At 51.8% G+C, this 26,056-nt stretch carries 21 protein-coding genes; 6 read left to right on the top strand and 15 right to left on the bottom strand.

The features are described 5' to 3' along the window. Positions 1-13 precede the first annotated feature (13 nt). Positions 14-1,873, bottom strand: coding sequence for an ATP-dependent zinc metalloprotease FtsH (ftsH, locus tag H6F59_RS12245; RefSeq protein WP_190699622.1), 1,860 nt, complete (start codon positions 1,871-1,873; stop codon positions 14-16). 714 nt (positions 1,874-2,587) lie between these two features. Continuing rightward, positions 2,588-2,746, bottom strand: a complete 159-nt coding sequence (locus H6F59_RS12240) for a hypothetical protein (protein ID WP_190699618.1) — start codon at positions 2,744-2,746, stop codon at positions 2,588-2,590. Positions 2,747-2,797: 51 nt separating this feature from the next. Here H6F59_RS12240 and H6F59_RS12235 point away from each other — a divergent pair, with 51 nt between their 5' ends. From H6F59_RS12235 to H6F59_RS12220, 4 genes are read left to right on the top strand one after another with little or no spacing between them, the layout of a single operon-like run. After that, a complete protein-coding gene (locus H6F59_RS12235; protein ID WP_190699614.1) occupies positions 2,798-5,776 on the top strand; it encodes a chemotaxis protein CheB in 2,979 nt (992 codons plus the stop codon). A 58-nt stretch (positions 5,777-5,834) separates the two neighbouring features. Further along, positions 5,835-6,140, top strand: coding sequence for a hypothetical protein (locus H6F59_RS12230; protein ID WP_190699611.1), 306 nt, complete (start codon positions 5,835-5,837; stop codon positions 6,138-6,140). A gap of 59 nt (positions 6,141-6,199) precedes the next feature. Further along, the gene (locus H6F59_RS12225) at positions 6,200-6,889 is read left to right on the top strand and encodes a PAS domain S-box protein (RefSeq protein ID WP_190699608.1); all 690 of its coding nucleotides are present in this window, start codon (positions 6,200-6,202) and stop codon (positions 6,887-6,889) included. A gap of 5 nt (positions 6,890-6,894) precedes the next feature. Then, positions 6,895-8,022 carry a diguanylate cyclase domain-containing protein gene (locus H6F59_RS12220; RefSeq protein ID WP_206755205.1) on the top strand — a complete coding sequence of 376 codons (1,128 nt, stop codon included), beginning with the start codon at positions 6,895-6,897 and terminating at the stop codon, positions 8,020-8,022. Between the two features lie 50 nt (positions 8,023-8,072). Here the strand turns inward: H6F59_RS12220 and H6F59_RS27650 are convergent, their stop codons facing one another. The 5 genes from H6F59_RS27650 to H6F59_RS12195 all read right to left on the bottom strand — a co-directional run bounded on the left by H6F59_RS27650 (position 8,073) and on the right by H6F59_RS12195 (position 13,515). Then, complete coding sequence (locus H6F59_RS27650) at positions 8,073-8,354, bottom strand: DUF1830 domain-containing protein (RefSeq protein ID WP_190699589.1); 282 nt, start codon at positions 8,352-8,354, stop codon at positions 8,073-8,075. Positions 8,355-8,682: 328 nt separating this feature from the next. Next, positions 8,683-9,123 (bottom strand): PleD family two-component system response regulator, encoded by a 441-nt coding sequence (locus H6F59_RS12210; RefSeq protein WP_190699586.1) that lies wholly within the window; start codon positions 9,121-9,123, stop codon positions 8,683-8,685. A gap of 292 nt (positions 9,124-9,415) precedes the next feature. Next, on the bottom strand, positions 9,416-9,901 hold the full coding sequence (locus H6F59_RS12205) for an allophycocyanin (protein ID WP_190699583.1): 486 nt from the start codon (positions 9,899-9,901) through the stop codon (positions 9,416-9,418). 322 nt (positions 9,902-10,223) lie between these two features. Next, on the bottom strand, positions 10,224-10,619 hold the full coding sequence (locus H6F59_RS12200) for a hypothetical protein (RefSeq protein ID WP_190699580.1): 396 nt from the start codon (positions 10,617-10,619) through the stop codon (positions 10,224-10,226). A gap of 577 nt (positions 10,620-11,196) precedes the next feature. Continuing rightward, the gene (locus H6F59_RS12195; protein WP_190699576.1) at positions 11,197-13,515 is read right to left on the bottom strand and encodes an NACHT domain-containing NTPase; all 2,319 of its coding nucleotides are present in this window, start codon (positions 13,513-13,515) and stop codon (positions 11,197-11,199) included. A 636-nt stretch (positions 13,516-14,151) separates the two neighbouring features. On the opposite strand from H6F59_RS12195, the gene H6F59_RS12190 reads away from it, so the two are divergent. Further along, entirely contained in the window at positions 14,152-14,742 is a 591-nt protein-coding gene (locus tag H6F59_RS12190; protein WP_206755204.1) for a hypothetical protein, read from the top strand. A gap of 17 nt (positions 14,743-14,759) precedes the next feature. Continuing rightward, on the top strand, positions 14,760-15,062 hold the full coding sequence (locus H6F59_RS12185) for a hypothetical protein (RefSeq protein WP_190699570.1): 303 nt from the start codon (positions 14,760-14,762) through the stop codon (positions 15,060-15,062). Positions 15,063-15,336: 274 nt separating this feature from the next. Here H6F59_RS12185 and H6F59_RS12180 read toward each other — a convergent pair whose 3' ends face one another. The 8 genes from H6F59_RS12180 to H6F59_RS12145 all read right to left on the bottom strand — a co-directional run bounded on the left by H6F59_RS12180 (position 15,337) and on the right by H6F59_RS12145 (position 26,054). Next, positions 15,337-15,594, bottom strand: coding sequence for a hypothetical protein (locus H6F59_RS12180; protein ID WP_190699567.1), 258 nt, complete (start codon positions 15,592-15,594; stop codon positions 15,337-15,339). An 831-nt stretch (positions 15,595-16,425) separates the two neighbouring features. Further along, positions 16,426-18,663 carry a hypothetical protein gene (locus tag H6F59_RS12175; protein ID WP_190699564.1) on the bottom strand — a complete coding sequence of 746 codons (2,238 nt, stop codon included), beginning with the start codon at positions 18,661-18,663 and terminating at the stop codon, positions 16,426-16,428. A gap of 33 nt (positions 18,664-18,696) precedes the next feature. After that, a complete protein-coding gene (locus tag H6F59_RS12170; RefSeq protein WP_190699561.1) occupies positions 18,697-19,455 on the bottom strand; it encodes a phage tail protein in 759 nt (252 codons plus the stop codon). Between the two features lie 2 nt (positions 19,456-19,457). Next, positions 19,458-20,336: a baseplate J/gp47 family protein gene (locus H6F59_RS12165; protein WP_190699558.1), complete on the bottom strand. Its 879-nt coding sequence runs from the start codon at positions 20,334-20,336 to the stop codon at positions 19,458-19,460. A 47-nt stretch (positions 20,337-20,383) separates the two neighbouring features. After that, positions 20,384-23,992: a putative baseplate assembly protein gene (locus H6F59_RS12160; protein ID WP_190699555.1), complete on the bottom strand. Its 3,609-nt coding sequence runs from the start codon at positions 23,990-23,992 to the stop codon at positions 20,384-20,386. A 14-nt stretch (positions 23,993-24,006) separates the two neighbouring features. Beyond that, positions 24,007-24,393, bottom strand: a complete 387-nt coding sequence (locus H6F59_RS12155; protein ID WP_190699552.1) for a GPW/gp25 family protein — start codon at positions 24,391-24,393, stop codon at positions 24,007-24,009. A gap of 3 nt (positions 24,394-24,396) precedes the next feature. Further along, positions 24,397-24,981, bottom strand: coding sequence for a phage baseplate assembly protein V (locus H6F59_RS12150; RefSeq protein WP_190699549.1), 585 nt, complete (start codon positions 24,979-24,981; stop codon positions 24,397-24,399). Then, positions 24,972-26,054 (bottom strand): phage late control D family protein, encoded by a 1,083-nt coding sequence (locus H6F59_RS12145; protein WP_190699545.1) that lies wholly within the window; start codon positions 26,052-26,054, stop codon positions 24,972-24,974. Before H6F59_RS12145 ends, H6F59_RS12150 begins: the two co-directional genes overlap by 10 nt. Between the last annotated feature and the right edge of the window lie 2 nt (positions 26,055-26,056).

Below are 26,056 nucleotides of genomic sequence, written 5' to 3'. Positions count from 1 at the left end.
CACTGAATGGCTATTAAGCTGGTCTGGCTTGGTCGAGTAGATGGTGCAATGTCTGGCCTTCGATCGCCTCGGTTTCCAGCAGCTGCATGGTGATGGTCTCCATCAGGTCGCGGTTGTGGCGAATGGCGTCTAAGGCGTGCTGGTGAGCGGTTTCGACAATATCTTTGACTTCGCGATCGATCGCCTGGGCAGTTTCTTCGCTCATGGTGCGACGACCGCTGGCTCCCTGGTCGAGAAACATCGGGCGTGACCCCTGCTGATAGGCCAGCGGCCCCAGCACCTTGCTCATGCCAAAGGCGGTGACCATCTGCTCAGCTAGATCCGTTGCCCGCTGCAAATCGTTGGAAGCTCCGGTGGTGATGCTATTGAAGACAATTTCTTCCGCCGATCGCCCCCCTAGCAATGTGGCAATCTGTCCCCGCAGCTCGGCTTCATCCATCAAAAAGCGGTCTTCGGTGGGCAGTTGCAGGGTATAGCCCAGAGCCGCCATGCCCCGCGACACGATAGAGATTTTCTCGACTTTGCCGCTGCCCGGCATGAGAGAACCCACCAGGGCGTGGCCGACTTCGTGGTAAGCGACGATTTTTTTCTCTTTATCGTTGAGCACGCGGCTCTTTTTCTCTAGGCCGGCGACTACTCGCTCGATCGCTTCGGAAAAGTCGGCCTGGGCCACGGCTGGGCGATAGTTGCGGGCAGCCAGCAGGGCGGCTTCGTTAACCAGGTTGGCCAAGTCGGCTCCGGCAAACCCAGGGGTGCGGGTGGCGATCGCCTTCAAATCCACATCTTCTCCCAGCTTCACCGTCTGGGCGTGGATGCCGAGAATGGCCTCACGCCCGGAGAGGGCGGGGCGATCGACTAGCACCTGGCGGTCAAACCGACCGGGGCGCAAGAGAGCTGGGTCGAGAATTTCGGGCCGGTTGGTAGCCGCCAGCACAATCACCGTGGCGCCCTCAGCAGCAAAGCCGTCCATCTCAGAGAGCAATTGGTTGAGGGTTTGCTCGCGTTCGTCGTTGCCGCCGTACATGCCATTGCTGCTGCGCGACTTGCCGATCGCATCTAGCTCATCGATAAACACGATGCAGGGAGCCTGCTTCTGGGCCTGCTCAAAGAGGTCACGCACCCGCGATGAGCCCACCCCCACAAACATTTCCACAAACTCAGAGCCTGAAATGCTGAAGAAGGGCACCCCGGCCTCCCCGGCGACGGCTTTGGCCAGCAGGGTCTTGCCGGTGCCCGGTGGCCCAACCAAAAGAACACCCTTGGGAATGTGCGCCCCAATCTGGGTGTAGCGCTCCGGCGTTTTAAGAAAATCGACGATTTCCACCAGCTCGGTCTTGGCTTCGTCTACCCCGGCTACATCAGCAAAGGTGATCTTGGCAGCGTCGCCCTCCACATAGACCTTGGCCTTGCTCTTACCGATGGAGAGCATGCCCTGGGGGCCACCGCCGCCACCGCCGCGACGGAGGAAAAACTGCCAGATGCCCACAAAGATCAGCGGCGGAACCACCCAGCTCAGCAGGCTGCCCACCCAGCGATTTTTGGGCGGAGCCGTGGCGGCAAACTCGACACCGTTGGCCTCAAGGGTTTTGGGCAGGCTCAAATCAAAAATGGGAGTAGTGGAAAAGACCTGCCCGGCCTCCTCGTCAGCCACGGGCTTGAGCTGATACTGAATCTGGTTTTCGCTCACCTGCACCCGCGCCACCTCGCCCTCCTGCACCTGGTGAATAAACAGGCTGTAGGGCACACCCGGAATCTTCGGCCCGAGGATGCTGGGCAAGATGAAGCTGGCCGCCAGAAACACGACGCCCAAAATCAGAAAAATATTGTTGAAGAGGCGAAACTTTGGCGGCGTCGGTTTATCTTTGATGGGCATTTTGGCAACCTGGCAATAGGACGGAGGGTTCTTTTAGAATGACGGTCTGAGGTTTGATTTCTAGTTTGAATTGATGGAGTACAACATTAAAGTTCAAACACCTAAAAAACCATCGCCCCAGAGGTTAGAGCGACGGAAGCATAGAATTTTTTAGTGTTGCTCAGCTGTATGAATTTTTTGCTGCCTTAGGAGTAGGATGGGCGCTGCCCACCACTGATGACAGGGTGTAAAACCCTTAAAATGAATAGCGGACTGAATGCCAAGCAAGCATCCGCCAAGCAGACTTAAGGCTAACCCAGCGCGGGCCACTAGTTCGTCTGTCAAAAGAATGGGATGACACTGACCACAAAAACTTATGCAGGAGAATCGTAGCGTTTAGGATCTTTTTTGGGTTTCTTGCCCCCGCTAGAATCCGCCTTCGGTTTCTTAGATTCCTTATTGCCTTTCTTTTCCTTGCCCACAACCTTTACCTAATCTAAGAACTTAAATATCACTATCCAAATTGATGTTTTCAATTTCCACAAGCATCTTGCCCGCATAGGGGAAACAACAACCCTACAGAATTTCACAGTTCACTTAAAAACGCTGTGGGATTGAACCTGGGCGTTAAAACCTACCTCGGCACCTAGGCCGGCTGCTTCACAACGGGTAGCGTTGTCGCTAGGTAGCTTCAGTCTAGTTGGTATTGACTGGCTTTAACCGATCGCGCACTAATCATTGAGAACCGCCCTCACCCAGATCTCCACCCCAGGGTTCTGGTTGAGGGGAAGCGAAGGTGCGCCCGCGATCGCCCACACAGACCCTACACCAGGGACGCAGATCCATGCCCCAGGTCAGCAAAATCGCGCTATATAGAGGGGGTTGAGCCGTCATACTGACCTAGACCAGCTCAGCGCAGTTATTAGACCGTGGCTCACCCCAGGTATGGCTCTCCCGCAACCCTTCCCCACCGACGACGATTCACCAGCCTCTGCCCTGCCAGAAGAGATGTTTCCGGTAGTGGCCATTGGGGCGTCGGCGGGGGGGCTAGAGGCCTTTACCGAACTGCTGAGCCATTTGCCCACCACCACGGGCATGGCCTTTGTGCTGTTGCAGCATTTAGACCCCAACCAGCCCAGCCTGCTGAGCGAGATTATGGGCCGCACCACCGAGATGCCGGTGATGGAGGTGGTCGATGGAGTGGCGATCGCTCCTAACCATGTCTACGTCATTCCTCCCAATACGGCGTTGACCATTGTGGGGAGCGAGCTGCGGCTGCAACCTCGACCGCGATCGCGCACCGGCAGCCACCTCATCGACAGTTTCTTTAGTGCCCTGGCCCAGGAGCGGGGCACCAAAGCCATTGGCGTGGTGCTCTCGGGGGCCGATGCCGACGGCACCCTGGGTTTAAAGGCGATCAAGGCGGCGGGGGGCATCACTTTTTCGCAGTCGGAGACATCGGCAAAATTTAGCAGCATGCCCCACATGGCGATCGCCACCGGGCAGGTCGATTTCATTCAAACGCCAGAGGAAATTGCCCAGACCCTAGCCAGCCTCAGTGCCCACCCCTACATCACCAGTCCTAGCCCAGCAGAACTCGTGGCCCAGGAGCAGGCCCCAAGCGACACCGGGCTAAACACCATTCTCACCCTGCTGAAGCGGGCCACCAAAATTGACTTTGCCCAGTACAAGCCCAACACCGTCAAGCGGCGCATCTCTCGCCGCATGGCCCTGCATCACTTAGAGAGCCTGGAGAGCTACAGTCAGTACCTCCAGGCCAACCCCGAGGAGGTGCAGGCCCTGCACCAGGAAATTTTGATTGGTGTGACTGGCTTCTTTCGCGATGGCGACGTGTTTGCGGCCCTAGAGCAGACCGTGTTTCCGGCGCTGCTTCGTCAACGGCAGGTCCAAGCGGGCCAAGGCAACCCCGAACTGCCCGTGCGCATCTGGGTGGCAGGCTGCTCGACTGGCGAAGAGGCCTATTCCATCGCCATTTGCCTGCTGGAGTATCTGAGCCGCCACAGCGTCAGCCCGACGATTCAAATTTTTGCCACCGATGTCAGCAAGCTGGCCATTGAGGTAGCTCGCTCGGGCCGGTACTCGCCCACGCAGGTGAGCGACGTGTCGCCAGAGCGGTTGCAGCGGTTTTTTGTGCCCACCGACGGCGGCTACCAGGTTAACAAAGTGGTGCGAGAGCTGTGCATCTTTGCCTGCCAAAATCTGATCACTGACCCGCCCCTTTCGCGCCTAGATTTAATCAGCTGCCGCAATGTGTTGATTTACTTCAGGGTGTCCTTGCAGAGCAAGGTGCTGCCCATGTTTCACTACAGCCTCAAGCCCGACGGTTTTTTGCTGCTAGGGTCGTCGGAGACGACGGGGGAGTTTGGTCACCTGTTTTCGCTGATTGACAGCCGCTACAAGCTCTACGCCAAGCAGTCGTCGTCGCTGCCCTTGAACTTTGACTTTGACCCCACCACCTACACCCCCAGCCCCCAGCCCCCTCGGCCCGCGCCACCCCAAGAGCGCTTCTCAGAAACCGATCTCTATGACCTAGCTAACCAGACGGTGCTCGCCCGCTACGGTCCAGTGGGGGTGTTGGTGAATGACCGGCTGGAGATCTTGCAGTTTCGCGGGCAGACAGGGACTTATTTGGAGCCGGCGCCCGGTCGCGCCAGCCTCAATGTGCTCACCATGGCCAAGGAGGGGCTGCGGCTTGACCTGCGCACGGCCCTCTACCAAGCGCAGCAAACCAGCGAGGCGGTGCAGCGGCGATCGCTGCTGATCGAAGCGGGCGATCGCCGCCCCGTGCAAATTGAGGTTATGCCCCTCAATCCCCAGCCTGCTGACAAGGCCTACTACCTGGTGTTCTTCACCGATTTAGCACCAGACGGCACCGCCTCCCACACCGACATCCCCGCCACCGACCTAGAGAATCAGTACCGACAGGAAAACCTTGCCCTCCAGCAGGATCTCGACACCACCCGATCGCACCTGCAATCGATCATCCAAGAGCAGGAGGCCACCAACCAGGATCTGCGGGCCGCCAACGAAGAAATTCTCTCTAGTAACGAAGAGCTCCAGAGCACCAACGAAGAGCTGCAAACCGCCAAAGAAGAAATTCAGGCCACCAACGAAGAACTCAGCACCATCAACGATGAACTCTACCGCCGTAACTCCGAAACCACCCACATCAGCAACGACTTCCAAAACCTGCTCAGCAGCATCCACATTCCCATTCTGATGTTGGAGGACGACCTCAGAATTCGTCGCTTTACCCCCACCGCAGCCACCCTGTTCAACCTGATTCCTGGCGACGTGGGCCGCCCCCTGGGCGACATCAACCACCGCTTGGCGATCGCCGACCTCGAAGCCTGCATCCTAGCGGTGATCAATACCCTGGAGCAGAGCAGTCAGGAGGTGCAGGATCAGGAGGGCCGCTGGTACGACCTGCGCATTCGCCCCTACCGCACCCTCGACAACCGCATCGATGGGGCAGTGGTGGTGCTGGTGGATATTGATAACCTCAAGCGCAGTGCCGAGCAGCTGCGCCAGGCCCGTGACTACGCCGACGCCATTGTGCAGACCGTGCGCGAGGCCTTGGTGGTGCTCACCCACGACCTGCGGGTGGTGACGGCAAATCGGCAGTTTTATCAAACTTTTCAGGTTAGCCCCGGCGACACTGAGGGGCAATTGATCTTTGAGCTGGGCAACGGCCAGTGGGATATCCCGCAGCTGCGATCGCTGCTTCACGACCTGCTGCCCCAAAACATGCAGATCGACGATTTTGAAGTGGTGCATAACTTTGAGACCATTGGCCCTCAAACTATGTGGCTCAACGCCCGCAAGATGACCCAGGTCAATGGTGACGATTTAGTTTTGCTAGCGATTGAAACTGTGCTTGAGCGCGCCGCCAATGGAGACTAGATGAAAATGGTCTGATTAAAGGTATGAAATGTATAGGTAAATCGCTAATAGAGCTCGAATGACAGCAAAATCCAACCTGCAATATCTAGTCGGCAGTAAAGTCCGCAAGGGTGGGCTGCGCCCTGAGAGCAGTATTTCTTCAGAGAAAATTAGACCTAATCCAAGCCCAGAAATGGAGTTTTTCCTAAGAGAAATCTACAGCTCCCGAGCTAGGCTGGCGATTGTAGAAAGACTGTCACGAACGCCTGACCTTATCCTTGCTGAAGAAGGCAAACTCAGTCCACCGGAGATTATACCCAGCAAAACATTTTGGTATGATATCTCTCGACAGCAAGCGCTTTTTAGACTGAAATTAAACCTCTGAGGAAGGTGCCGCCAGCTACACTTTTTGGGATGACCAACCATCCTTAGGGAGACTGACCCATGAGCATCTCTCACCAAATCAAGGCAGTCTACCAACGCGCCCTTCGGCTGCGTGAGCAGGCCACCACCAACCCCATTGACCCCGCCCTGCTAGAGCTAGCCCTCAAAGATCTCTACCTTGTGCTTGAAGAGCTCCAGGCCGTAGATGCGGAGCTGCACGAGCAAAACCAGATACTCAACGACACTCGTTATCAGGCTGACCTTGAGCGCCAGCGCTACCGCACCCTGTTTGAGCTGGCCCCCGATGGCTACCTGGTCACCGATGCTAAAGGGAAAATCTACCACGCTAACCGAGCAGCAGAAGTCCTGTTTGCGCTGCCCCAGGCGGGGCTGGTGGGCAAACCCCTAATGGTGCTGATTGATCAGGGCGACTGGTCAGACTTTGAGCAGCGGCTAGCCCACCCTCATCCTGTCGCCACTGAGCCCTGGGAGGTCACCCTCAAATCGCGGCAGGGGGATCCGGTTATAGTGGCAATCGCCACCAACTTCCTCAAAGACAGCCGCCTAGGCGGCACCACCATTCTTTGGTCGCTGCGAGATATTTCTCAGCAGCGTCGTGTAGAGCAGCAGCTCCAGGCGGCCCACGTCGATCTCGAAGATCTCATTGCCGCCCGCACCGCAGACCTCATGCAGACCAACGCCCAACTGCTTCAAGATCTCAACGACTACCATCAGGGTAGGCTGCAGTGAATCTCATGTTTAAGCGCATTGATGCCGTACAGCAGCGGGCACTACTGCTGCACCAGCACGCCAGCGCGTCGCCTATTCAGCCCGAGCTGCTGGCCCTGGCCCTAGACGACCTCAGCCTAGTGCTCGAAGAGCTGCGCACCGCCCACGAAGAGTTAATTCAGCAAAATCAAGCCTTGGCTGACTATCGCCAGCAGCTGGAAATCGAGCGCCAGCGTTACCAAGACCTCTTTAACCTCGCCCCCGATGGTTACCTGGTAACTGATACCAAGGGCATTATCCAGGCGGGCAATGTGGCGATCGCAGCCATGCTGCGCCAGCCCCAGGAGTCGCTGGTGGGCAAACCCATGGTGCTGTTTCTACCGATTAAGCACCGCCGCGCCTTCTACGCCATGTTGGCCCAGCTCAGCCGCGCCGCCCAGGCGTTGCCTAAAAAAGCTTGGGAAACCAAGCTTTTGCCTCGGGAGGGCCCGGATATTGATGTGGCCATTACTGTCTCCATCAGCCGCGAGGGCCGCGAATCACACCTGCGCTGGCTGGTGCGAGACATTACTGAAAAAAAGCAGGCCGAGGCCAGAATTCACTACCAGGCCTTCTACGACCGGCTTACCGGTCTGCCCAATCGCGCTTTTCTCGACACTTACCTGCCCAAGGTGCTGGCCCAGGCCGATCGCCAACAGACTCAGGTGGCGGTGGCCTTTTTAGACCTCGACAAATTCAAAGACGTCAACGACAGCCTGGGCCACGAGGTGGGCGACCAAATGCTGCACCGGGTGGCCGAGCGCTTGGCCCAATGCCTGCGCAGCGAAGACCTGCTGGTGCGCTGGGGTGGTGATGAGTTTGTTTTGGTGCTCTCTCGGCTCACTGCGGCAGACTCGGTAGGGCGCACCTGCGATCGCATTTTAGAAAGCCTGGAACTCGCCTTCGAAATTGATGACCACCAGCTGCACATTGGCACCAGCATCGGCATCGCCCTCTTTCCCCAGGATGGCACCGACCCTACTACTCTGCTGCGCCATGCCGACCACGCTCTCTACCAGGCCAAAAACCAGGGCCGCAATACCTACCGTTTTTACCAACCGGGGTTGACCATCAAATGCCTTGACGATGGTGAACAAAGCCAGGGAAGCCAGTAGTTGTAGCGGCCCTAAACCCACAGACGTTTGCAACAGCTAGAGTTATTGCTCTATCCCTCACTTACTTGAAAGGTTCTGCACTCAGATCGAGTTATTCGAGCCCCATTGGGAGAAGGCGAATGAATTTCTAGGTAAGATTCTAAAGAAGCCTCGAACAGAACTCTCTCCTCTGGAAAGACAATGCGTTCGAAACGGTATATCGCCTCACTTACCACCCGAATAATTTGTATATCTGTCGTGTCATTAATGTAATAACAAAGGATGGACGAAGAAACTTCGCCTCTTAACTGATTAGGCAACTTTGACTTTAACAAAGAAAGTATATAGGACATAGCTTTTAGGGGATCATATTGAACGTAGATGATTACCTATAAGCTTTCCACCAGGCTGTCTAAGTAAATGCATGTTTTGTTTGATAATGTAGTTAATTTTTACATTTAACATACACAGTTCAATTGAACTTGGCTGTCTAAAATATAGGGAGCTTTTACCCATATATCCCTCTTTTGGGAGAAGACTTTAGAGGCTTCTTTGGCTCTTTTTTTCGAGCCGAAGGGCTGAGAGTATAGTTGGCCTTGCTCTCTTCAGGAGCAAATTATTCTACGGCTACACATTAGCAGTAAGCTGCTTTGCACTATCCTTATGTTTCATAACCCAATCTTAAATGCTAGTTTTTTCGGTTAATTTTGCTAGACGAACTAAACGCCAAACTTCGTCAACTAATTTCTCAACATCGATAGGTTTGAGCAAGTAGTCTTCAACTACTGGAAACATTTCTTGGACAAATTTGGCCAGATAATAAGCAGAAACTACAAGAATGGGGATCGTCTGCTCTCGATCTAAAGCCACGGCTTTAATTCTTTGAACCAGCGATAATGTATCTTCATTAAAAAAACTAGATTCACAGATTAGAATATCGGGGACCAAATCGTCTAAAAGAGCTATGGCGTCGGCGATCGATTCAACAGGTGTTACCTGTGCACCGCAAATCTCAAACAAAACTTCGTAAAGATATCGGCTGTCAGCATCATTGTCAACGACAAGTATCTGAACATCCTTGAGTAGACCAGGATTTGAAAGAACTTGGCTCGAAGCAGACATGCTATTGCCCTCTATAATAAACAACCAAAGTGCAAAAATCGCCGAAAAATGCTGATCGACCTAGACCATAAACGCTACCGCATCTCCCAATAAAGGCATAGCTTGATGGCAATGGCTACAGCGCCAATACACCTGGTTCGATCGGGCATGGCGAAGCGGTGTATTTGAGCAGCAGGGGCACGATTGTCTAACCCCCACAGATCGCCTTTGAGCGATCGCGCTGACTTTCTCCAGAGTAGAAACCGATTGAGCAAGGGGGGTAGTCATAAATTATCCGTTCAGGTGAGTTGGCCTACTCAAATACCCGAATCAGGTAGTCGAAATAAGCGCCGACCTCACTGTTATCTTCAGCAGATAAGAGGGCGATCGCGAAGGTTTTCATAGCGCGAATACTTTCAGCTATTCCTTCCATTGGGGTGCCGAGGGAGTTATACATTTGGCGCACGCCAATCACACCAATCTCTTCTAGGGGAGTGGTGTCTCCGGCGGCGACCCCGTAGCTGACCAGGCGCAGGTAATAGTCCATATCGCGTAGGCAGGTGGCGGTCATGTCTTTGCCGTAGGCGTTGCCGCCAGGAGCAACTAAGTCGGGGCGGTTTTGAAAGAGTTGGTTAGCCGCCTGTTTAACGATGCGATCGCGGCCGTCGGCCAATGACTGCACTAGCCGCACTCGCCGAGCACCGCTGGCGGCAAAAATCTTGATCTGCTCTGCTTCCCCTGGGGTGAGGTAGCGGCATTCGGTATCGGCATTAACAATTAATGTTTTAACAATGCTCACTTGATCACCCTCTTAATCTGCTTAACCACGGACAGCTTGATCTTGCGACAGCTCAATATGGACGTATCTAATAATTGAGGGATGAAGCTGACATGGAAGTGCGGGAAAGCTCGTCGGAACCTCTCTTACGATCGTGGTAGACAGAGGTTTTATTTCATGTGTGAATTGATTGAGACTAGGAGCTGGGCAAAAACTTCAGTAAACTTAGATTGCTTGAGGTATAAATTTGTCATTAATACGCATAAAGCTGTAGCGGGTGAAATCTGGAGTAAAGGCGACCAAAATTTCAGGGTTCAATCCTACCAAGCATTTTTTCGCTTTTCTATTCTCCAGCCTTATCCAACCTTGCGGGCACTGTCCAACTGCCCCCTACGGCGCGGTAAAGGTTGTCTAAAATGCCTATGGCAGCAGCAGCATCGGCGATTTCACGGGTGATGGGCTGCCCCTCTAGCGCAAACAAGCCGCCCCTCAGAGTGAGCACCTCACGATGGGGAACTTTGCCGGTGACAAAAGCCTTTTGCGCCGCTGGGTCAAGGATGGCACTGGTCAGGGCGATCGCTGTGGTACGGCCCAAGCCATGCAGAGGCTGGCTGGTGATTTCGCTGGCATAGCGACCTAGGTGCTGAAGGCGCTCGTTAGTGAGCTGGACAGTTTCGTTTTTTTCTCCAGCGTCGTAGGAGACGATGGTTTTGTCGATCATGTCTCTACTTTTAAGCATGGTGTAGAAGTCCTTTCTTAAAGGGATATTAACTAAACGAAACATGTTCCCTTTTTAAGAAGGGTTAATAACCAAAACTTTTGCTGAGAAACATGAGGGGATCAGACCTACTCACGAAGAACTTATCTACTGCTGAGATACTGATCCCCTAGCCCCCACAGTAAGGGGGTTAGTAGAATTGGGTGTTCTAAACGCAGTCGCTACTTCCTAAAGCCAGGCATAACCTTAATCACGCCGAGACCTTCTAAAGACCCAGCTGCGGCGATCGCCAGGACCAAAACCAGCTTCACACACAAGTCGCTATTTGACTGTTTGCCAATCGAGCGTGGCATGGCCAATCTTTTCACGGTTTTGCGGTTGATGTAGCGGTTATCTAAATTATGTCGCAGCTGTGATTGAACTACCGTTTAAGCCCTGTTTCAATCGTTTGATTTAATCAAAAATGTATCTAATTCTCATATTTTCCCTACCGCCTTCCCGTCCCCCTCACCTTCCTCACCTTCCTCATCTTCCTTATCCCCTCACCTTCCTCAACAACCCATCCACCCATCCACCCCCACTTCCTACTCCCTACTCCCTACTCCCTCTGCCACTCCCGCTCCTCCAGCTCCTTCTGAGGTAGCAGCAGCGTCGCTTCAATCTCCTGCCGAATAGTTTCGGTCACTTCACAGTTGCTGTTCAAACAATCCACCAGCAGCTGGTTGGCGTCGTAGTAGCGCTTTAGCACCTGCTCTTGCTCAGGGCTAAACTGCCAGGGGTGGTGAATATTGCGATATTCGATAATCGAATGTTTAACCTGCTCGACCCAGACCGGGTAGCTGTCTTGCCACCAGGCTTGTAACCGCTCCTGGCTCTGGTGCGAGGCGGGCAGCTGATCCTTCAGCTGCTGGAGCGACTTATAAAATCCGGCATCGAGCACCATGACCATAATATTGCTGAGCGCCTCACTACAGGCGTGTACATAGGCAAAATCTTGGCTGCGATCGACGGCAAACTCTACCAGCAGGTTTTCTAGGGCAGCATCTAAAAAAATTCCCTGATCAAGGGTGCTAGCCAGGGCAAACTGGTCGGCGGTGTGTGGGCTTTGGGCCATGGCCAAATAAAAGGCGCGGGTAGTGGCCAGCTTGGGCTTAGGGGGAATAGTCTGAGATTTCCGGCTGGCCCACATCAAAAAATCTTGCAGGTGGGGGTCTTGGGCCACCAGAGCATCGATCTCCTGTTTCATCAGCTGCACCAGCGAGTCGGCGCTGCGCAACATAGCAGCGGTGAGCAAAAACACCTCATGCCAGTGAGGGTCGGTGATGTGACTAACCAGCCCCCCCAGCGCCTGCTCCAGCGCCCGCAGATTGTGGGTGGCGACAATTTTGCGCGCCGTCAAATATTCTTGAAACGCCAGATACGAGAACGAAAAAATGCCCCGCGCCCGCTCGATCAGCAGCCCGTGCTGGGCCTCGATCGCCTTCAGCATCGCCTCGCTTTCGAGCTGGAGTTCTTCCGGTTCGAGGGCATTTCCAGGGAGGTTTTGCAGGTAGTCTTCGATGTATTGCTCGATGGTGCGCTGCTCAAAAAAGTATTGCCCCTGCTCAAAGGTGACAGCGGCCAGCTGACTCAGCAGCTTCATTTTTTGGGGCAGCAAAAACTCCCGGTAAATACTGTCGCGCTCAACGCCTTTGGTCTCATCCCACTTGCCTAGCAGCAGGTCGAGGCCCTGTTTATAAAAGGCCGTGCGCTTGCTGGGGAACTGCCCTTCCGCCTGAAACACCCAGCAAGCCAGGTGCAAAAATAGGGGCGTCACCACTAGCTGACGAAACTGCCAGTTTTCGGGCTGCTCAAGCTTTGTAACAAATGCCATCGCCCTGGCTTCGCCCTGGGGGGTGGCCGCTTTACCCAGGGCGACAAACCACTTTTGGGCAAAAGTGGCAATCTGCGTCTGGCTGAAGGGGGCAATTTCTACATCAGTAAAGCCGTGCAGGGCCAGCTTTTGAGCCGCCGTGCGGCACGACACCACATACCGATTGCGGTGGTACCGGTCTGAAAAAGTGCGAATCTCTCGAATAACGGCGTTGATGTCCTGATTCAGCACCTCATCTATGCCGTCCATTAGCATCAGCACTCGCCCCTCGGTAAGCAGCATTTCGAGCTGGGCAGGGTCGGCAATGCCAGCAGTGAGTAGGGTTTGGTGAATGTAGCTGAATAGGCTAAAGTCGCCCTGGCGTTTGGCTGCTTCGGCAAACTCTCGCAGAACAATGAACAGGGGTATCTGCTCGGGGGCAAACTCGCCCTGGTTACACTGCACGGCCAAGTGCTGCAAAAAAGTGGTTTTGCCCACCCCCGGCTTACCCAGCACCCGCAGCTTGCCATGGGTTTTAACCGCTTCCACACCAGAAATCTGGGGCTGGTCAATATCCCCTAGCCCCACCCGGTCAAACTCGGTGGGGGCTAGACTATTGAGCTCAGCAATCTCTAGCCACTGCTGGTTAGCGACGGCTTGGAGAATGTTGACTTCGACATAGATGTCATCAATGTTGACCGGATGGCCAATATCGAGCAATTGCAGAATGCCGCACTGGTGCTGAATCGTGTCGTAGTGCTGCGATCGCACCTCTGCCACCAGTTCGTCCACCGTCAGCGGGCGCGGCCCCAGCGACTCTCCTGGCTCCGAAAAGTCGGCGGGCGGATCGGCGGCAACCTCTCGCCAGTCGAGGTCTAAAACTTGACAAACTTCCACAAAAATTTGGCGATCGACCGGACGACCAGTAAAAAACCGCCAGATCGGCTGCCGAGTTTTGAGGTTCACCTCCCCGGCCAAATTTTCCTGAGTCCACCCCTTGAGCGCAAACGCCCGCTTAGCCCGCTGAATGCCAGCGGGGGAGGCCTTTAGCGATCGCTTGGCCATACCGTAAAAAGAGAATCCTAAATTGTGAATTTAAATAGAAAAAAAAGCAGTTGTCTTATATGAGGCTCATACTAACGCCTTTTTCTGAGACTTTTGGCCTAGCAGCACCCCATAGCGCATCTAAATCCCCAAGTCCCATTCATCCCTAATACTTCGTAGGAGCATTTGCACGTTAAAATTTATGCCACACAGACAGGGGCTTTTTTCGCACAACCGTGTCGTCCTAGGCTTGACCTATTAAAAATTTTAGCAAAGCTGTCTTTCGGCTATTGAAGACCTCAACCGAAAAAACGCGACGCCAATCTGTTAGCGACGATGTACGTTCGCACGCTAAATGTCGCGATTCGCAGATTAGTTTCCTCAGCATTTAACCATCTCAAAGCCAATCACGGCAAGGCCTTTGGCGATATACCTGTAAATTAACGATATTTTCTTGATTCGCACAAACGATGTCGCAAAGTCTGCTTTCGCAAGATAAAGGTCGTTTATTCCTTTGAATGTTTTTCTCAAATTAAGTGTCGTTTTCCTGAAGAGCAAAATTGCTAACCGCTCCTGGTACTCAGTTCGCTAAGGTAGCCCAAGTAAATAGACATCCATTAGATTGGGAGGGATTAGTCTTATTCTTCCGCTCAGATGATGGATGGTGCCCCTCTAACGTTAACCGATAGCCTCAAGGTGTTGTTGAAAGACATCGCGACCCGGCTGAAAGGAGCAGAGCGCCGACAATTTATGGCACAAGTGGTTCAATCGCTGGGTCGTGGGGGAAGCGTTCAAGCCGAACGAGAGTTGGAGTGGAATCGGGGCACGGTTCGTAAAAGACTGTATGAACTGGAGCACGGCCCAATTCATACAGTCTTTGAGCAGTGGGAGAGCGTACTGGCCAGCGTGTTGCAGAGCAGCTTAGAGCCGCTGCGGGCCGAGATTTGCGTGAACACGCAACGGGTGCTGCACCTCGAAGACCACGTCCAGACCTTGGGCGAGGATTTGGCGATGTGGCCGCAGCACTGGAACCAAAGCTTGGGGTGCTTGGTCGAGCAATTGCAGCGTATCGTCAGCGACGAGACCTCCTCCGATGCGCAGGCGACCTTGCAGGAGCAGTTGCGGTTGTTAATTGCGGCTTTGAGCAGTTGGAACGGGCAGCTCAAGACCGAGTTGGCCTTGCAGCAACAGTTGATCGCGTCGTTAGAACGATTGGAAGAACGGTTGAACAAGAGCCAAGGGGGCTAAACCCGGAACCGACACAGGTGAACTCAAGGGAACGGCTTCTGGCGCTGTGGCATCACTATTCTGAGGGGGTGTCGTCGGCTCAGTTGGAGCTAACGGTGGCGCAGCGGGCTTTGCGAGATGGACGTTGTGCGAAGGAGGTGACGCTGATGCTGGTGGCGGGGAGTGAGACGGTGAGGTTGATCTATAACAAGCAAGGTAGGAAAGAGGCGATGGTCAAGGACCGGCCCAAGGGGCCAACGCTTTTGCCCAGCACTTGGTTGCTGTCGCGAGCCAGCACCGCACCTCGTCTAGGACTACCAAGCATCACAGCCATGGGCTAGAGATCGGCGACTGAGGCAGCTGTGGTGCCTTTAAGTTTTGAATCGTTTGAGGGTCGCTGTCATACGCCTACGGCGGAGCGAAGCTCTACGAAATCACTGTGGGCACCACTGGCCTCAACGATGTGCTTTACCCAGGTAGGGAGCAATGCTCTAAGGCATCGGGGGCCAGCCGCTGGTACGTGTCGGCGCGGGGCACGCCGTTCGGTTGTGATGCCCCTAGCTTGTTACGGACCCATTTTTTGTGCTTGCCCTGTGGAAGAAGTGATACAGGGCATCAATCATCAAGCTTACTAAACTGCCTAACCACTTCTGCTTCTGTATCAACGGGTTCGGCTGGAACCGCATCATTTTCAGCCAAATCTGATTCGTTCACTTCACTGAGGGTTTCTTCGAGCACTTGAATGGCCCCACTAATACGCAACAGAGTATCGCGCACATTGGTTTGCTTGGCCTCTAGTTCGGTCAGCACTTTTTGACCTGCTTCGTATTCGGATTTTAGAGATTGAAGGCGTTGTTGGAGTTTTTCTTGCATGGCTATGTTTGGAAAAGGGTTAAATACAATAGTTTTTCATTTCGGAGGCTGAAAAGCTATCGTAAAAGAGGTTGGGGTAACAGACTGAATATGCAGGATGACATATCCCAGAGTAGTGGATTATAAATCCAATTGCTTAGAAAGTAACAGTGTTGAAGTGGGTCGATGCCTTTGATGGGAGCGCTGTACCTGAAGCTGTTGGACGACCGGATGACGGAATTGGGCTGCTTTTATGTCCGCTTTATGGATGATTGGGTTGTGCTTGCGCCGATGCGGTGGAGGCTACGGCAGGCGATTAAGGCGGTGAATAAGGTGATGGCTGATCTCCGGGTTGAGTAACACCTGGACAAAACGTTTATTGGGAGGATTGCACGGGGGGTTGATTTTTTGGGGTATTGATTTACAACTGAGGGATTGGGGATTGCGACGAAGACGGTGGAGAGGTTTGCTAAACGGGTTTCTCAGCTTTATGAGCAAGGTGCGGGGGAGAACCGCATTGAGGAATACGTTCAGCGGTGGTGGCGGTGGGTGAAGAGTGGGGTGGGTTTGTACTTGGGTGATGGCAGTTGTCTGTGGGGATGGGCGGCGATGCAGCTGAATTGGCTTCCGACTTGCAAAGGTAACCTAATGAACACTCTCATTGGCCGTGCGTTAACGTAATGGCCCTACCGGCAATAATCATCTTTTCTTCCTGGTTTTTCGCGATTGGTTTGGTGCATTGGCTGTCGTGCGTAACGATGTGGCCGTCTGTCCTCCTAGAAGTTCGGAGTCGTGGAAATGCTCTCATCGGCTTTCGTTCGTGTCGCGCGAGGGGGTTAAGGGTGGTGTCTATCACGCTCCAGTTAATCGCTTAAATAGGTCAACTGCCTCGACCCGTCGGGCCAATTTGCGTGTAATTGGTCTCATGAGAGCGTCCGGGTCTCCGCCATTGTCATAAACTGCCTCAAAGTTTTGATCGAGTGATGGGGATGACACGGTTAACTCGATCTCGAGCAGAAAATAGCCTTGGGCCGATGGCACCACCTCCTGCTCATACCCAAAATACAAATCGTTGAACCAATTGACACGGCTGGGTTGGGAGGGCTCTTGCCCTATCCATTTTAGTCGGAGACATGGTGCTAATTGGAGTTCTTCGGTGTGGAGTACGCCGTTTACAGAGAGAGAACCTGCGATCGCTGTATTTCCTCCTACCTTTAGCATCTCTTCTTTTGTTGGATCAGTACCAATGCCAGTATTACCTTTTATGTATGTAAGTCCATCACTGGCTCGTATGCTCAGGTTTAGCTCTTCGCCGGAGTTCTCATAGATTAAACCATTTCCCACCCCTCCATATGTTCGCAGCCGTATTGCATGAGAATCAAAACCTTTTCCTGAAACGGCTGTTCCCCCTGCAAGAGATTTTAAAGCCCCTGGTTGCCCCATATAAATGCCCCAGTTATTATCATCGGCATTGCACATAAAGATTCCTCGATTGCTTCCTCCCTCATGGCCATTCTGCACTACATACTTACCCCCAACAGTGAAATCCCCTGCGATCGTAGTATTTCCGGTGACGGAGAGAGTCTTTGCGGTCGTGGTATCTCCGGTAACGGAGAGAGTGCCTGCGATCGCCAGGGTTCCTTCAATGGTTTGATCGCCAATGAATTTGTTTGTAGTTCGGGTAGCAACCTCATTCCACGCGGGATTTGAGGTTACACTCGGAGCCACTGCTATTTTTCTAAAGAAAAGTCGATCATTAGGTTGATAGGATGCGGCAATTTGAAGCTGGTGATTATTACCTGTATTAGAATGCCGAGCTGTAATCAAGTGCGTCCAACCGTGAGAAGTATCGGGGACGTTTCCTTCAATATCTTTTTCTCCGCCATTTTGGTAGAATCCTGACTTGAGTGGACTGCCAAAATCAGTGATGTTGCTTTCATAACCTAACATTGCCGCCCCTTCAACATCCAACTTTGCGGCTGGGGTGGTTGTGCCAATGCCTACCTTGCCATCGGAGCCTTTAATCGTGAGAAGATTGCCTTCCGATGCCCCCCGTCCAATTCGAACATCAGAAGTGGAACCAGAATCGCGATTCAGGTAGAGATGTTTGCCATCGGTTTTAGCGTTAATATTCCATCCCTCTGCCCAGGCCAGCATTTCTAGCGTCCCTGCTCCTTTGTTTTGACTGTTCATTTCCACCAGATCGGATTGGTTGAAGGCAACTTTTAGGAGATTACTAAGTCCAGTACCGGCACTACCGCTGATATTGCCAATTACCACATTGCCTGTTAAGGTGCTGGTTCCTGTGACCGAGAGGGTGCCGGTTAAGGTCGCGTTGGTTGCTTTGATGTTGCCGCTGACCTCCAGTCTCTCAGTTGGACTGATTGTGCCAATGCCCACATTGCCCGTTAAGGTGCTTGTGCCTGAAACTGTGAGGTTCTGAGTAATGCTCAAACTGCCAGAGAGAACAGCGCGATCGCTGGCTCCGTTTTGCGATCGCAAAGTAACGCCGTTTCCATCCTTGGCAGGTAGTTTGAGGCCAGAATATTGGCGGCTTTTTAAGTCTAGCTTAAAAGGATTATTAGCCCCTTTACCTTCTAAGACAGCCAATAAAACTGTAGACGATGATAATGTTTCTGAAACTTCTTTTATAACAATTGTTGAACGCTCATAGGCGCGGGTGGCTTGAGAACCTCCTCCATCTGTCTGCTGATCGGATCCCTCTTCATTCCAATCAATCGACAAGTTGTAAGTTTTTGTTAGATCTAGTGTTGACAAATCAATTTCAAACGTCTGTGCTGTTACTTTCAATATCGTTTTTTCATAGGCTGCTTCATTCGTGAGCAGTATTTGCCTCCCTTCGTTGTCGATCGCAGCTCCGGGTGTGATCTGTAAGCGGTTGTTTGAGGTAACCGTGACCTGCAAACCTTCTAAAATTCCAGACACATGCAAAAATTGACTGATGCGGCGCTGGCGATCAATGTGATATTCTTGCTCATCTGCAAAGTCATCAACTGACAGGTATTGACCATCAAAATAGCGGGGGCGTTTTTCAACATATTTGGGTTGAGGCTTCAACTCATTTGACATGATTCGTGACTCCAGTTCAAGAATAGTTAGGGATTATTTAGAGGTTGAGGGGGAGGAATCAGCAGATTTGGGGCGTTCGGCTGTTGTGCCCAAGGCAGTCTTGTTTTGATGGGTCTTATAACCTCGGCTACGAGAGTTTGCAAAAAGCCGCAGTCTTTGTTTAGGAATATCCTCACTTTTTACACCCTCTGCCTCAAGCTTTTCTGGCGAAACCAACCGCATTGTTGGCATTAAAATTTGCAGCGCATAGACAGTGTGAGCTGGCTTTTCTTGATCAATAATGGCGCGGGCAACGGTTTCCTTGCGGCGATACTCGGTCAAGTCCTGGCTATCGAGGCGAAGCTGCACCTGAAAGTAATGCGGGATTTGATCAAACTCAAAAATTTCCACATACTCTGTGACCGATTTATCCTGCGGGTTTACTTGCTTTTGCAGGTAGATCTGAAGCATTTTCTTCATTGCTGTCTTTGTGCCCCGCTGCTGGTATAAGGGCACAATACGCTGAATAAAGTCGCGCTTAACTTGTTCATCCCAGTCATCGCGTAGGCTTAGGGCAACCCAGCCAGCTAACCAGGGTAAGAACTCTGGCGGCGTTTTTTGGGCTGAAAACCGGGTATGAATATCAGCTAAGGTTTTCTCAAACCCAGCCGGAGTTGATACATCCTCGACTGAGACACCGCTAAGAATGGCTTCAAATGCCAGAAGAAATTGCCCCAAAAACGGGTCTTCGTGAAGCGCGGCTGGAAGATAGTCAAGATAGTGGCTGGGGGGGGAGTTAGAGGGTAAAGTCATACCTAATTATGTGTCCCCGCATGGGTAAACTCAACCTGATCAAGCTGCACAAGTTGGTGCGCCTTTAACGAGACTTTGTTCTGGCCTGGTGGCTTCACCGTCACAGTTACGTCTTCCACATAGTCAACCCCGTCTAGCTGATCTAGCTGCTGGTAAATCTCAGAAATATAGACGGCTCGGCCAAACGGCCAACCCTGTTTATCTTCTCCCCCTGATAGAGGATGGAAAAACTGTTGTAATTGAGCAACGCCTGCCGCTTTGACCTGCTCAAACACGCGACCCGCCTCTAAATTTAGGTTAGCTTTAATAGAAATGTTCACATATTCAGGAGAGACAACGTGCTGCTTTGTCCCTAACAAGCGTCGTTCTTCCAAAAAGTCTCGGATCTTTGTCTGTAACGATGGGTTGAGGACAGTAAACGGTTCTTGGGGCACGACCACCAGGCTGATATGACCCGCGACTGGCTCAGGGGGCTGTGATTTTAATGTTAGATTCCGGTTTTCAAACACCTTAACCCGCCCAACCGCAAAATTCTCCATCACCAGAGCCTCATAATCTGCGGCTGTGACAGCTCGATAGCGCTTTCGCAGTGCCAAAATCGTTTTCTGGGTTGCTGCCTGAAGTGATTGATTTGGAGGCATCGTCCAGGTGGCATAACCCTTGAGTAGTTTAAGAAATTCCTCCTGAGATTGGTCAGGTACCTGGTTCACCTGGTATAGCAGCAGTTCCGTTAACCAGGCAAATAGCTCAAGTAGGATAATGCCTGTGTCAGAAGGATTGTGATCTGTCCATTCTGGATACTCACTGGGGATGAGCGATCGCGCCATTTCTACCAGGTCGGCGTAATCATGGTCATCGAGATTGGGTAACGGTAGGGGCATAAGGCATTCAACGGAACAGTCAGGAAGAAACAAGCTGGGCAAACAACTTACGGCGGCGAACTAATTGTGATCTGGTGCTGCCCTGAGTAGATTAGGAAGCGATCACGATTATCCGTAGCAAGATTGGCGATTGGTGAGGCGATACTGAGAGACTCGACATGGCTCACTCCAGGAATGCGCTCAATCCGGGCATAGAGGTCTGACTCATGCGGATTACGACCAAAAGACCAACCTCGTCCCCTCGTATCTCCAGTAAGTGGATGCAGGAAGTCTGTGAGAGCAGCTTTGACGGCAGCCTCCAGCGAGTTGGCAGCCTGAAACGAAACTGGTGCAATGGTAGCTGTGACGGTAACTTTAACCCAAAACGGCTCAGTCACCTGTAATTTGAGGCTGGGGCTGGTGCGATCGCCCAAGTAGCGTTTGACCTGTTCAATTAGTGCCAGACTGGGAGTAGGCTGGAGTGCTGGGCTGTGGGGCACAATTAGCACGGTTGCAGTGCCTGCTTGCTGCAATGCTTCGGCTAAACCTTCAGGTGGCAACGGCTGCTCATCTGCATTCGGTATCCAGGGCAGCACCACTGGATCGAATTTAGGAGTAATCACTTTTACACGAGCAATTTCGCTAGAGGCCGCGTAAGTCAAGTCTTCGATGTCTTGCCAGGTGACAGCGCGATCGCGGTGGCGCAGTTGCTTCGGGGCTGATTCTTGCACAACGGCGATCGATTCCAGATCGGCTCCCCCGTTGGCGGGTTCGTGGTTCGTTACCCGATTGACATAGGGCACCGTGGTTTTAAGTGCAGTCAATGTTCCTACCCCACAATTGCCCTGCCTGCCCCCACCCGACTGGTAACGAGCCATGCGAATGTTGTTGCGCCCTATTGGCGGAGCCATACCTTGCCCTTCACCGCCGAAGCGAATTTCGCCAATCATGCGATCGAGTATGTAGTGGCGATCGCGGCTGCCAGAAGCGTAAAAATCGCTGACCTCGTGCCAGCGCACCCAAATGTCTTCAGGCTGCCCTGAAGCATCGGTGGAAATGGCGATCGCGTTATTGCCTTCCAGTTTTTTTATCGCAATCTGTTCTTCAGCGGAGGGTAGTTCTGGTTCTCGCACAAGCAATTGCTGCCCCAACAGAATGGGTGTATGTAGTATGCGTAATACCAGGCTCGGATTACCTGTGCCACTGCCTAAAACTTCGTCTTGGTAAGTCGTTGCCTGAATCGCCCAAACCGTATTTGTGAGCACCTGCTGCAAACGAGGCTGAATCTGAAAATCACCTTCCTGCAATCGCAGCCGCAACCAGTATCCCGACCGACCAAACAGCGCTTGCGAGGCAAAATCTGATGGACCAACAAACTGCACCATGCCACGCTGACTCAAGTTTTGAGTGCCGTCTTGCACACTGAGCGATCGCCAGGCCTCAACACCGTAATACTCCCATTTCAGTTTTGCGGGCGTTTCTGCAGGATTAGATTTCAATAACTCACCGGGGCTTGATGGAGCGATTTGTAAGTAGAGGGCAATCGATTGATTAGGAAAGGGACGATCAAATCCTAAATACAAGCCATCTTCCTGGTGAAGAGGAAAAGTATCAGCATCAGGGTGAACAAAAGCTCCTGATGGTAAAGCATTCAATACTTCTTTAGGCGCAATGTTTTTGATTTCACTGCGGCTAAGGGTAAGGGATTTCAGACTGGGTGGGAAATAGCCTGCAACTTGTTCTAGGATCGTCGTTGTGGTCTTTGTTGCGTCCTCGGCTGACTTGGTCTTTGTTGCGTCCTCGGTTGGCTGGGTCTTTGTTTCAAAGCGAGGTTCACTGCCGTAGTTGCCTGCAATTAGCCTTGCTCGTAGCCAGTAATTTTCTTCGCCATTTACCTCCACTGGGGCGACCTGATCTGGCAAAGTAATAACGGCAACCAAATCATTTAGATTAGATGGATTTGGTTGAGATATTTTTTCCCAAGCAGTTCCATTCCAGGCTTCCCATTGGAGCTGAACGTCCTCACTAGGCTGAGGAGTACTAATCTTTTTTTTACTTATAGTTGCCGTAAACGGATAAGGATCACTTTTAGAGAGGTTGATCGTAATAGTAGATTTTCCAATTGACAAAAGACTCTGACTAGCAATGTAAAAGGTGTCGTTGAAGCGAGGGGTTTCCCCAAGGGGAAAAAAGTCTTTGCTCAGATCAATTTCATCGGTATTAAAAAAAGCCTGATCAGGAACGATTGCTCCTGTTTCGGCACGTATTAGGCGAATTTCAGCTGGTGATAGCAAAGTTCCAGGCGCAATCCCTCGTAGCCATTGGGCTTCTGTGCCTTCAATTATTTTATATTTAGGAGGTTTCCATTCTTTAGGCGCAGACTCGGGCTGTGTAAGTTGTAGCTTATCATCCACACCCTTAGTACTTAATATTTGCCAGATTTCACCATTCCAATAGCTCCAGTTCCACCCTTTCAAGTTGCCTGAATTAGAGATCGCCAATTGAATCTCTTGAGAATCTATCTTAGTAGTTAGTTGATCGGCAGCGATATAGAGGGTATTGGGTTGCTCAATCTCAAAGACCGAAAAGTCTCCAGTAGCGGTAGTTGCTGTCACACGGTGATCGCAGTATTGCTTACCCCGATGCACAATCGCCGCTTGCAATTGCGATCGCATCACTACCAGATCCTCTTGAGTTTCAAACAAAACTTCCTCAGTTTCACCAGGTTGAGATACTGCTGTAATCTGAGTATGGGCCGGGACAATGGCACCGACCGGGCTATTATCCACCAGATAAGCTGTCAGCGGCACACGGGCAGGTTGTGGGGGTTGCTGTTGAGCGCCAATTAGGTTGAGGAATGCCAGAAAGTGCTTTTCAGGAACGCGGTTGAGGCGATCGGTGACCATTGATGCCATGCGTCCAAAGATCCGAATCAGGGCACGTCCAGCATCGGTTTTGTCTTCTGGAGGAATCCACTGAAAATCAAGAGTTAAACCTACACTGGCCTGAATTAGTTTTAGAAGTTTACTTTTTGTCTGATCATCTATTGATTGATTATTTAATTGGCAATCAAACGAATCTTGCAATTGTTTGCGGAGAATTGTGTTATGTGTAGATTCATCTTTCCCCTCATCAACAATCTTCTTATCAACAACCTGTTTTCCAGCCCAATCGAAAATACGAAGATGATACGAGTCTCGGTCTTTTCCAACGATTACTAATCCCTTTCCTTCCTTAGGAAAAGCAAGCTGCCTTAGAAGGTCTTTGACCGTGCTATCAGTTGGTATAGACTGATTGTTAGCTTTACGGTGAAAAACATTCTCCAGAAACTTACGCAAGCTCTCGCCAGGTGAAAATTCTCCCTTTCCTACATCAAAAATTTGTTTTTTATCTTTATCAAAAATACGAATGTGGTAAGAGTCTCCAATCTTGCCAACAATTACCTTATTCGGTTCTTCATTAGGAGGAAGGTCGTCAGCACTACTGATAGTTATAAACTCAATCTTGAGAGGTTCTAAAGCCTTGATAGAGAGCGATTCCCAATCAGGGGGTAGTTCCCAAAGAGGAGATTTCAAGATTAGAAATCCATAGCCGGTAAAACATTGAGCTAGCCACTCAGCACTAGCCACCAGTTCTGTATAGGTACGGGGATCAACTTTGGGCGAGGGAAGAGGCATGGAGAATAGAAAAGTTAGGTGACGTAGAACGGATAAACGAGGTTGAAGAGATTGTTGGTGGTACGCACTAAATAACGAATGTCAATTAACAATCGATTGGGTTCATCCGCATCGGGAATCGCGGTTACATTCAACACATCAATGCGAGGTTCCCACTGAATCAAAGACTCCTGCACCGCACTGATTACCTGACCGATCGCCGCTACACTGTTGGTAGAAAACACTAGATCGTGCAGGCTACAGCCAAAGTCAGGACGCATTAACCGTTCGCCTCTGGCAGTGCTCAAGATCATGCGAATTGATTGGCGCACGGCTTCTTCATAACGAGCGGGCTGAATTTGCCCTTTACCATCCAGCGTTACTGGAGAAGTCCATCCAACTCCTAAAAAGTCGCTATCCATCGCTCACTTCACCTCCATTTGACTGGCTTTAACGTCTACCTTGCTACCCTGGGCGTCAATTTCTACCCCTTTGCCCGATAGAGTCAGCTTGCCTTTGGCTTTGATCGTGATTTCACCCTCACCTTCAATCACCAGGCTATTATCTTTGCTGGTGATGACAATGCGATTTTTGCCCGTGCGATCGCGAATCTCGATCTGCTCAGAACCCTCAGTGTCATCCAGCACGATCGCGTGACCACTGCGGGATACCAGTTGGCGCTGACTCACCTCGGCTGTGGGAGGGATAGCACTAGCACTCCAGAGGGCACCTAAAACATAGGGGTGTTGAGGATCGCCCTGCTCAAAAGCGACTAACACTTCGTCGCCTACTTGCGGGAGGCAATATAGCCCCTGCTCGTTACCCGCAAGGGGGGTTAGCATCCGTGCCCAGTCACTCTCATCGGTCATCGAAAGCAGCGGCAGTTTAATCTTCATCCGACCCAGTTTTTGGGGATCTTGGATGTTAGTGACGATCGCAATCATGACTCCATAAATGCGATCGCTTGCTTCTAACGGTGTCAATAAACTGACTAAATCTCCTAAGGGCATCGGGTTGCATTCCTCCTCACGCTAAACTCGGTGCGATAGCCTTCTCCAACGGCATAGCGATGGTTGGTAGCAGTCACGTAGTAGTTTCCACTAAAACGCTGTCCCAGCCCCACAATTTTGATTACCTGACCGGCTTGTAGGGCTGCGTTGCCCTTGCAAGCCCCTTCCCCGGTGATGTAGCTCAACGCCATCCGGTTGATTTGCCCCTGGGCAATCGTTTGGGCCGCTTGAGGACTCGCTGCCGCTTGGTCAATCACGGCATAGGCCGTCTTGCCAAATTCACTGGCGGTGGCACGGATACCACTGGTTGTGTCTTTGCCCATTGCGACCACATTGCTATCGCTGGCTTTTCCTACTACAGTAGGCTCTTTTTGCCGAGCATCCCAGCCCCGAACTTCCACTTCATTTACCTGCCCTAAGGTGTTCAAGCGGGGAGAGAATTCCAACAGGTCGGTTCGGTCTAGCGTCAGTTTTGCTTCACCCTGAGGCTGCAAGGGGCGAAAGATTAACACGGTGCCTTCAACCAGGATCTCGTACCCAATCCGAGAGGCGCGATCGCGAATAAACGCCAGATCTGTTTGATTCCGTTGCAGCACATATTCTAGCTGTTCTGAGGTAGGACTAGCGCTCACAGATAAGTTGGCATCTCCGGCAACCTGCGCCACAATATCGCTGTCTCGCATTCCAGTGAACGATCGAGTTTTGGTGCCTCGCATCAGGCGATGGCTTAAGTCATGCCCACGCACGATTAATCGAGGAGCCTGGTCAGAAAAAAACTCGGGTTCCAACCCGGTAATTTCTCCCACCATAACCACTTTTATTTGGTTGCCGTAGCCAAACTTGATCTCGACTTTGTTACCTGGCTTAAACTGATCATCGTCGGACAATACAACCTTTTGATCCTCTAGATTCTCATTGTTGAGTTCTAGAGTAAACATGCCCACGGCCTCAACATCTTCCGCAACTTCTACAGCCAGTACACTGGTCTTTGCCTTGGTTTCTAGAAGACGACTGTTAATCAGAATTTCGACTTTTGGAGCTAGCCTATCTGAACCAGATTTGACTTGTGGCATCG

Source organism: Nodosilinea sp. FACHB-141 (assembly GCF_014696135.1).
In the GTDB taxonomy this organism is placed as follows: Bacteria; Cyanobacteriota; Cyanobacteriia; order Phormidesmidales; family Phormidesmidaceae; genus Nodosilinea.
This window is presented reverse-complemented; position numbering and strand designations above follow the sequence as displayed.